Raw genomic sequence first — 8,073 nt, 5'->3', positions numbered from 1 at the left:
AATCTTTGCAACTAGTTATAGATTTAGTACAACTCATCAGCCATTCATCCTTAAGATTACGAGAAATTCAACATCAATATTTATTATCATTAATTTCCCAGTCTGAAATTGCGCGCCCCCGACGAAAACGTATTAATCCCCGTGTTGTCAAAATTAAAATGTCCAAATTCAAACGCAAAAGCTCTTCCCAGTATCAGAAGGTACAATACTTACCGGAATTTTGCTCTTTTACGACGTATTGCTCTCAATACCCTTCCAGGGATGATCTGAATGGGTGTGAAGAGGCAAAATTAATTTCTAATAAAGAGCAGTCATCTGTAAATGATTGACTAGCTGTAGCAGTTTTAATAGCTGCTAAAACATCGTCTAAATTCAGAAAATCATGATTACATCTAGTCAATAAATTGATAAAATCATTCAATTTCCACAGTGTACCATCAGGCAATTCAACTTCATAAACTCCATCGCTAAAAACATAGATTTTACTAGATGGTTGAATTTTACATACAGCCGACTGTCACAAACATCAGTAAATCTGGAGCCGAAGACACCAATATCACTTTCACCCTTGAGAACTTCACATCTGCATTTACTGACATAGATAGTGATAGTCTGACGAAGATTAAAATTAGCAGTTTACCTGCGAATGGGACTTTAAAGTTAGACGGTACAGCAGTTACAGTTAATCAAGAAATAGTAGTTGCTGATATTGCTAAACTCGTCTTTACTCCCACAGCTAACTTCAATGGTAATACTAGCTTTGGTTGGAATGGTTTTGATGGAACTGTCTACGCGACAACAGATGCAACGGTTAATATAGCAGTTGGAGCAGTTAACGATGTCAGCGTATTTGCGATCGCAACGGCTGAAGCCACAGAAGGAAATGATCTTACTTTCACTATCACTCGTACAGGGGATGCTCAAACAGAACAGAAAGTAACTGTTTCCACAGCTATTAACGCCGGCGATACAGCTAGTAATAATGACTTTACTAGTAAAAGTGAAAATCTTACCTTTGCAGTTGGTGAAACTCAGAAAACCTTCATAGTAGAAACAAATCAAGATTCCCTTGTGGAAGAAAATGAAACTTTCACTGTGAATTTAACTAGTGCCACAAACAGCGCAACTATCAGTTCTACAAACGGTATAGCCAAGGGAACTATCAATAACGAAGATATTCCACTAGCTGCTATTACTAACAACAACATCTTTACCATTAAAGGGATTGGTGAAAAAGTCAGACTCAAAGCCACTTTCATAGAAAGTAATTCTAGTTTTGTCAATGAACTAGGTGTATTTATTGTTGACGATGCTGAAGGTAGAATCAATGGTATTGCACCAGGAGAACAAGGTTATAACCAAGCAGCTTTAAACCGTGCCAGAAGCCAAAGTCAAACAATTTTCTCTGCTATTGCTAATCTTCCAAATCGGTTTGAGACTGACAATCTGACACGCTTGCTGGAATTTAATTCCGGTAATAACTTGAAATTCTTCTTGGTAAAAGACGGTACAATTGACTCTTTCCGGGCTGGAAGGATATCAGCTACAAACATTATCTTTGCAGATACCTCAACCCAAAGAATCACAGAAGATGATGATGGTTTTTCCATTTCTTGGAAGGAAAGTACCACTGTTACAGAATTCAATTCTCTAGTAGTTAATATTCAGTCCACTGATGAATCCTTAACTACAGGTACAGCATTACAAGGAGACAACCAAGCAGAACTAATTGATTTTCAAGATATATCAGGTAAGGTGAAAGCAGATTTTTCTGTTTATCGAGAAGCCGCATTTAATAACGAAGTCTACTTTTATAAAGTAGATAATGCTCAAGGATTAATTGGTAGTCTACAAGCAAATGCAGCTAATCGAGCAAATTACCTGCAAGCTGCAATCAACAATATCATTAAAGATGCAGACACTGGGGAAAGAATCAAATTTGCTGTTGCTAACCAAGGTTTATTTACAGACAGCGCCATGATTGCGGGTGGTTCAATCTTGGCTCCCATGATCATTATCAATGGTACTTTGTCCCAGTTAACTGATAGTAACACTGGTAATGATCCTCAAGTTTATTTCCCATATTTGGGAGTCAATTCTGATGGAGTAGATCACATTCGTTTGTTAGGAGATAACACCTTTGGTTTTGAGGATTTACCTGGTGGTGGTGATGCAGATTACAATGACATAATTGTTCGATTCAATTTTTCGATAGTTGCTTAATAATTGAGCCTGGGAATAATAGCGTAGCATAAGCCATATTCCCAGGCTAATAGTAAAAGTCTGATTAAGCCCAATACCCGTGAATAAAATTAATAGCCGATAAATAATTACTAATATTAATTCTGCAAAATATTAAGGCATAAAAATAATCTACTCCGCGATTAAATCTACCAATCTGCTAACGAATATAATAAAAATCCTTTACTCCTTAGTTTTCTTGAATCTTTGCAACTAGTTATAGATTTAGTACAACTCATCAGCCATTCATCCTTAAGATTACGAGAAATTCAACATCAATATTTATTATCATTAATTTCCCAGTCTGAAATTGCGCGCCCCCGACGAAAACGTATTAATCCCCGTGTTGTCAAAATTAAAATGTCCAAATTCAAACGCAAAAGCTCTTCCCAGTATCAGAAGGTACAATACTTACCGGAATTTTGCTCTTTTACGACGTATTGCTCTCAATACCCTTCCAGGGATGATCTGAATGGGTGTGAAGAGGCAAAATTAATTTCTAATAAAGAGCAGTCATCTGTAAATGATTGACTAGCTGTAGCAGTTTTAATAGCTGCTAAAACATCGTCTAAATTCAGAAAATCATGATTACATCTAGTCAATAAATTGATAAAATCATTCAATTTCCACAGTGTACCATCAGGCAATTCAACTTCATAAACTCCATCGCTAAAAACATAGATTTTACTAGATGGTTGAATTTTACATACAGCATTTTCATATTCTCCTTCTGCAAATGCTCCGATGGGCATACTGGGAGTAATTAACTGTTTGATATCTATACTAGAGTCAGTTGATTGAGAAATTAATAAAGCTGGTGGATGTCCAGCAGTAGCATAAGTTAATTGATAAGACTCAATGTTAAAAACCCCATACCAAATGGTAAAGTAACGGGCGTTATGTTTTTCCATTTGGAAAATTTCATTCAAAGCGTTGAGAACTTCAGATGGTTGATGAAAATTTGCTTGAGGGAGAGTTTGTGAACGCAACAAATTATGCACGGAAATGGAAGGGAGTGCTGCACCTAATCCATGTCCAGAAACATCCAAAAGATAAATAACTAAGTTCTCTTGATCTAACCAATAGTAATCAAAGCAATCACCACCTAATTGATGAGAAGGTAAAAACCTGTGATTAATAGTTACTAATCCTGACATTGGCTCAGGTAAAATAGATGTAACATAATCAGCGGCTTCATGCAATTCCGTTTCTAAAAGCTGTTTCTGAATTTGTAAATCTTCAGCTAATCTCTGAAGCTCTTGATTAGTTTGATATAACCTGAGTCCTGCTCGCACTCGTGCTTTTAGTTCACTCACATCAATGGGTTTGCTCAAGAAATCATCTGCACCATTATCTAAACCTTCAACCCTATCTTCAACTGCTGTACGTGCTGTTAGCAAAATAAAAAATGTGCTTGATAAAGATGGTTCAGATTTAATGTTGCGACAAACTTCTAAGCCATCCATTTCATCCATTTGCCAATCACAAATAATCAGGGCAGGATGATGCTGATAAGCTTGCTCTACACCTTGTATACCGCTAGAAGCGAGAATAACCTCATATCCCTGTCCTTGCAGTGCTTGTTTAAGAACTATTTGGATAATTCGATCATCATCAATGACTAAAATTTTGAGTTTAGAATTAGATATTTCCAGCATAATTGGTAATTAGTAATTACCTACCTTAACAGATATGATGCAGCAGAATATGGCTTACGCTACGCTATCAGGAATCAGGAGAGACGTTCCAGCCTCTCGTCTGTACAGGAGTAAAACTGGCTTGGTATCATGCTTTGAATTTAGATTATTTACCGATTATGATATTGATCTGAAAATTTTCCAGAGCCGTAATAACATTTTTATATTCGCCCTTTATTTGATTAACCAGATCAGCGATTTGTGCTAATGATTGATTCTGGGCAGTATATTCCAAAGTCTCACAGATTTTACCCAATTTGACTGCACCTATACTAATACTGGGCGATCGCAAGGCATGAGCGGCTTTTTTGAGATTAGCTAGATTTTCAGAGGACAGCGCATCTTGAATTGCCTGAATTGTGACTGGGGTATCTTCTCGGTAAACTTGGATCAGTTCTATAATTAAGCGATCGCCCTCACTACCAGCCATACTACGCAAGCCCTCCAGAACACTGCGGTCAATCACTGACTGCTGGTTAGAGGAGGTTAATACCTCATCTGTAACAGGTTCTGTCCCTTGATGCTGCTGAGTACCATAATGTTTAAGAACTGCTTCCAGCCCTTCCAAACTAATCGGTTTACTAATATAATCATTCATTCCGATACTCAGACACTCTTGGCGATCTTCTGCACGCGCATGGGCAGTCATAGCGATGATCCAAGGTTGGACATCCTGGGAAAAGTCCCCACGAATACGACAAGTTGTTTCCCAGCCGTCCATTTCTGGCATCTGGATATCCATAAACACTACATCATACAATTGTCTTTGCAAGGCTTCTAAGGCTTCACATCCATCGTTGGCGACATCTGCCCGATAACCCAAGCGATGCAGCATCTTGAGAGCAATTTTCTGATTGACTAACACATCCTCAACTAAGAGAATTTTCAGGGGCAAGCTTTTAGAGAGTTTAGTATCAACGGTGGGGAGATTTGGTTTAGGCAACCGAGAGTAAGAGGGAATGATAGACTCGTTAGTGACTTTGGTAAACCAGCTACCGCGAACAATTTGTAATAGGGTATTATGTAACTGGTACTGGCGCACTGGTTTAGGTAAAAAAGCCGTAAATTCAGCCGCTAACTGTTTCACTTCCCAGGTTTGCTTGCCCTTAGAACTTAACATCACCAAAGGTAAATTCTGTTGTTTGGGGATGTCTCGGATTTTAGCCGTTAGATTGAGAGTGTTCCAGTCTGGACTATCAATATCTAAGATAGCTAGAGCAAAAGGTTTGTCTTGCCACAGATATTGGAGTATGGCATCATTAGATTCGGCAACTTGAACATCTAATCCTAAACTTTGAAGTTGCACAGTTAAGCATTTTCTTAAATTGGTGTTATCAACTGCTAAGAGTAATCGTTGATTGAGCAGTTCAGGATCAGTACCGATGGAACTATCAATAGCTGACGGTTCAACTGGCAAAATAACTGTGAAATAGAAAGTAGAACCTTGATTTGGTTGACTATCTACCCACATTCTCCCCCCCATAATCTCGCACAGCCGTTTGCTGATGACTAATCCCAAGCCTGTGCCACCGTAACGTCGAGTCATGGAAACATCAACCTGACTGAAGGGTTTGAAGAGTCGATGTAAGCGATCGCGGGGAATGCCAATTCCTGTATCCCTGATTGCAAATTGCAACTCGTAGCGGTCAGGAGTTGAGGCTGTAGTTGCCTGATTACGTACCAGTTGCCGAGTAGTGATGATGATTACAACTTCGCCAATATTTGTAAACTTGACTGCATTACTAATTAAGTTCCAGAGAATTTGGCGCAGACGGGTAATATCACCAATAATAAATGTAGGTACATCTGCTTCTATCAGGTACATCAATTCAATCCCTTTGGAAGCGGCTTGGGGAGCTAATAAATCTAGGGCTTCTTCCACACAAAGACGCAAATCAAAAGGCTGTGCTTCTAACTCTAATTTGCCAGATTCAATCTTAGAAAAGTCGAGAATATCATTAATAATCGTTAGCAGTGCATTACTACTATTGCGAATAGTTTCTACACAGTCGAGTTGCTCAGAAGTTAAGCTAGTATCCAAAAGCATTCCACTCATGCCGATGATGGCATTCATAGGGGTGCGAATTTCATGACTCATGGTAGCCAGGAAATTACTTTTGGCCATATTGGCAGTCTCTGCTGTTTGTTTGGCCAGATTTAGTTCTTCATTTTGCAGTACTAACAGATTGGCTTGATGGGTTTCTTGAGCCAGTAAATGTGCTTGGGTAAGGGCAATACCCATTTGATCAGCCAAGTGTTTGAGTAGATCCAATTCTAATTGGGTCCATTGTCTAGGGCGATCGCACTGATGAGCAATTAATAATCCCCATAAATCTTCCCGCACTAAAATCGGGACAACCAGATTGGCTTTCACCTGAAACTGCTGTAAAAATTCCAGATGACAAGGTTGAAATCCGGCTTTCTCTATATCGGAAATAACAGTCATCCGTCCATGACGATAAAAGTCAAAGTATCCATCCTTCAGACAAGGATCATTGATATCTTGGTCTAAAGTGACTGACCATCCGGGAACTACTGCCTCCTGAACAACTTTACCATTACCATCAGGGTTAATTTGGAAGATAACAACGCGATCGCACTGCAAAATCCGTTGCACTTCCGTTACTGTTGTCTGAAGGATTTTTTCCCATTGCAAAGACTGGCGAATTTCTTCAGTAATTTGCTTGAGAAGTAGCACCCGTTCATATTGTTGTTTTAGTGCGGCTTCTGAAAGTTTGCGTTCGGTAATATCTAAATGGGTTCCCACCATTCTCATCGCTCTACCTTGGGAATCGCGGCTGACTAACTTACCCCGATCTAGAATCCACTTCCATTCTCCACATTTGGTTAAAAACCTGACTTCTACCTCATAAAAAGGTGTCTCACCCTTGAGATGTGCTATCAGTCGCTCTTGCATGAGGGACAGATCCTCTGGATGGATCAACCGAATTTTCAGCTTGATATCGTTTTCTAATTCTTCCGGCGCATAACCCAGCATTGTAAACCAACGTGGACTACGATAAATTTCCCCAGTCACCAGATTCCAGTCCCAAAGTCCTTCATCTACAGCATCTAAAGCCAGCTTTAACCGTTCTTCACTTAATCGAAGTGCATTTTCAGCTTGTTTGCGTTGGGTAATATCATGGTATTTCCACAGATGACCATAAAATTTTTGTTCAACCACAATAGGTATATAATCCTGTTCCAAGATTCGCCCATCTTCTAGTAGCAATTCTTCATTGAGAACTATTTGATTCTGGCTGAGAATCTCTTCCACTCGCTGGATGAATTTCTCTGGTTCAGCAAAGAGTTGTTTGCTCGTCTGTGCTGCTTGCTGACAATCTATGCCTTGTAAAGCTTCTGGAGCAACGGGAATGCTAAACTGATCACAAAATTCCTGATTTGCTAGAATAACGTGCCGGGTTTCATCTTCCAATAACACACCAGCTTGTAAACTTTCAATCACTGTTCTCAATCTTGATGCTGTTGCTCGTAATTCAGCCCGTTGAGATGTAAGTCTAGCCGTGAGTTTTTTGGCATCTGTCAGAGCCGAATTTTTAGCCTGCAAAAGAAACAAATAATCTGCAACCGAGTCGTAGAGAGGAAAATCATCGAGCTTCAGGTCCAGTTTTTTTAAATCGTTAATCTCGGTAATCCAGGGAGAACCAAGAAACAGCAGATGATCGGATGCCTCTAGATATACCATCTCTCCTTTTAGCTGCATTTCCTTGTGGTGGGATTGCAACAGAAACAGCGATGGGGAAACTCCCTCTTTAGATGAGCGCGTATGCTGGCTAATAGCTGCAAAGTTGACTGGAAATTTAGGGCGATTAATGTGGAAATGTTCTTCTAGAGAACTACCAACAATTAAAATAGGTTCAAGAATGCGTTGAAGCACCCCACCCGCTTGGAGAATCTTCATGTCTCGATCTATGACCAAATGAAAGGGAAACAAAGCTGCAAATTGGTCAGGGTCAAGACTGAATTGTTTTGATTCGATCACCCGATCATTTGTCATAAATAGCCATTATAAACTGCATACACCACCACACCTAAAAAATTGCTCTAGCAAAGCAAGAAAGCAGATTTTAAAAATGTTTAATTAATTGTACACAGGTACTTAGCTTACTTTAGT

At 39.3% G+C, this 8,073-nt stretch carries 4 protein-coding genes; 1 reads left to right on the top strand and 3 read right to left on the bottom strand.

Going from position 1 to position 8,073, the window contains the following annotated elements:
- Nucleotides 1-244: 244 nt before the first annotated feature.
- A complete protein-coding gene (locus A9Y75_RS26270; RefSeq protein WP_236721372.1) occupies nt 245-481 on the bottom strand; it encodes a SpoIIE family protein phosphatase in 237 nt (78 codons plus the stop codon).
- Between the two features lie 8 nt (nt 482-489).
- Here A9Y75_RS26270 and A9Y75_RS07180 point away from each other — a divergent pair, with 8 nt between their 5' ends.
- Nucleotides 490-2,223 carry a DUF4114 domain-containing protein gene (locus A9Y75_RS07180; RefSeq protein WP_071188896.1) on the top strand — a complete coding sequence of 578 codons (1,734 nt, stop codon included), beginning with the start codon at nt 490-492 and terminating at the stop codon, nt 2,221-2,223.
- Nucleotides 2,224-2,687: 464 nt separating this feature from the next.
- On the opposite strand, the gene A9Y75_RS07175 is transcribed toward A9Y75_RS07180, so the two are convergent.
- Nucleotides 2,688-3,899, bottom strand: coding sequence for a SpoIIE family protein phosphatase (locus A9Y75_RS07175; RefSeq protein ID WP_071188895.1), 1,212 nt, complete (start codon nt 3,897-3,899; stop codon nt 2,688-2,690).
- A gap of 145 nt (nt 3,900-4,044) precedes the next feature.
- A complete protein-coding gene (locus A9Y75_RS07170) occupies nt 4,045-7,956 on the bottom strand; it encodes a response regulator (RefSeq protein WP_071188894.1) in 3,912 nt (1,303 codons plus the stop codon).
- Nucleotides 7,957-8,073: the final 117 nt, after the last annotated feature.

This window comes from Trichormus sp. NMC-1 (assembly GCF_001858025.1).
GTDB lineage: Bacteria > Cyanobacteriota > Cyanobacteriia > Cyanobacteriales > Nostocaceae > Anabaena.
The sequence above is the reverse complement of the archived record's forward strand: the minus strand, read 5'-3'. Positions and strand labels throughout refer to the sequence as shown.

Bases quoted from the DNA above. Each gene is read 5' to 3' on its own strand.
- A9Y75_RS07180 (WP_071188896.1), top strand. From the start codon at position 490: ATGGTTGAATTTTACATACAGCCGACTGTCACAAACATCAGTAAATCT.
- A9Y75_RS07175 (WP_071188895.1), bottom strand. From the start codon at position 3,899: ATGCTGGAAATATCTAATTCTAAACTCAAAATTTTAGTCATTGATGAT.
- A9Y75_RS07170 (WP_071188894.1), bottom strand. From the start codon at position 7,956: ATGACAAATGATCGGGTGATCGAATCAAAACAATTCAGTCTTGACCCT.